Below are 1639 nucleotides of genomic sequence, written 5' to 3'. Positions count from 1 at the left end.
CCTCCTGGATGCCACGCTACCAGTCGAGACCCTTAAGTCACTGGTATTGCGCTTAGGAGGGGCCAGGTCCTCGGCGAGGCGGAAGCATCGACGTGCAAGCGGGTTGGCCTCGTCGCATGATGGAGGTGTAAGCGGGTGAGCCGCTTTCCGACATGATAGTTACTCGGCAATTTTTACGGCCGTGTGGGTGTGCCAGGAACGAGGCGGCGATGGCCACTGTCCTGGAACTGCAGATTTGCCAGCTTCACTCGCGTGAGTACGAGGTGCGGGTGGTAAAAGCCGCTGCCGGCGGGGAGCCCCGGGCGCCGCTAATTCTAAACGTTGACGAGCTGTTGGAGCAGCGCCCAGCGCTAGAAAACTGGGTGGTGTACTCAGCCGAGCAGACTCGCCGGGTGATACGGCCGAGTGAGCAGCTCGTGCGACGTGTGGGAAGCCAACTGTTCGACGCACTCTTCAGTAACCAGATCTTGGGAACCTATCGCGCGAGTCTGAGCGTGGCGCAAGAGCGACAGGAAAGCCTCCAAATAATTCTGCGGCTGGAGCCGCCAGAGCTGGCACTCCTACCTTGGGAAGCTCTGTTCGACTCCCAGGACGACTCCTACGTGTGCCTACGAGAGCCGATAGTCAGGCACCTTCCGGCCTCACACCCGCTTAACCCCCTGCCAGCCCAGCTACCTCTGAGAATCCTGGTAGTAATCGCCTCTCCGCGCGGCCTCCCCTTGCTGGACACCGACGCCGAACGTGCACTGTTGAAGGAGGCGCTGACAGAGCAAGTTACTGCCGGCCGGGTAGAGCTGGAGTGGCTGACAGACGCAAGCTGGAAGAGTTTGCAAAACCGTCTCAACGCTGGCCCATGGCACGTGCTGCACTTCATTGGCCACGGCGATTACGACCTGAATTACGAAGAAGGACAGATTGCACTGGTAGGCGAGAGCGGTCGGGCTGACATGGTAGAAGCGTCTCGCCTAGCAGCCCTTATTACGTGGGCTAAACCCGTACCCCGGCTAGTGGTGCTTAACTCGTGCGTATCCGCTCAAGGAGGGGCTGGAGACGGATTCTCAAGTTCTGGAGCCACCCTCGTTCGGAGCGGAATAAACGCAGTGGCAGCAATGCAGTTCTCGATCAGCGACCGCGCCTCAGTGAGCTTCGCTCAGGGATTTTACACTGCGCTGGCTTATGGACGCCGAGTCGACGATGCCGTCAGGAGTGGACGGATCTCAATGCTTGGCACCAGCAAGTCATTGGAGTGGATCACTCCAGTGTTGTACATTCGAGGCGAGGCAAACCTTCTGTTTGACTTGACCACTCGTGAAAAGCAGCCGAACGAAGGAGATCAACGCAAACGCCAACTATACATCATGGCCAGTGAAGAATTGCGGATAGGCCACCCCGATAAGGCCATGGAGTTGCTTGAGGACTTGCTCTCTCTCGAACCGGAGAATAGCGAAGCCATCAAGTTGCGTGATCAAGTTGCTAGGCAGTTGCAGCTCATGAAGCTCTATGAACGAGCAATAGAGGCTGAGGAATCTGCAGACTGGTCCGACGCGATCGACCTGTATGGGCGGATCTTGCAGCAGGATCCGGACTACCGGGACGCCGCTACCCGACGGAACTTCTGCCGTGGTCGGCAGCGCATCAC

At 58.4% G+C, this 1639-nt stretch carries 1 protein-coding gene; it reads left to right on the top strand.

Going from position 1 to position 1639, the window contains the following annotated elements; genetic code table 11:
- Positions 1 to 209 precede the first annotated feature (209 nt).
- The coding region (locus H293_RS56945; RefSeq protein WP_158694615.1) for a CHAT domain-containing protein at positions 210 to 1639 on the top strand (1430 nt) is incomplete at its 3' end.

The sequence above is a fragment of the Streptomyces canus 299MFChir4.1 genome (genome assembly GCF_000383615.1).
Lineage (GTDB): Bacteria > Actinomycetota > Actinomycetes > Streptomycetales > Streptomycetaceae > Streptomyces > Streptomyces canus_C.
Note: the sequence above shows the minus strand (reverse complement) of the source record. Positions and strands in the feature narration are given on the sequence as shown.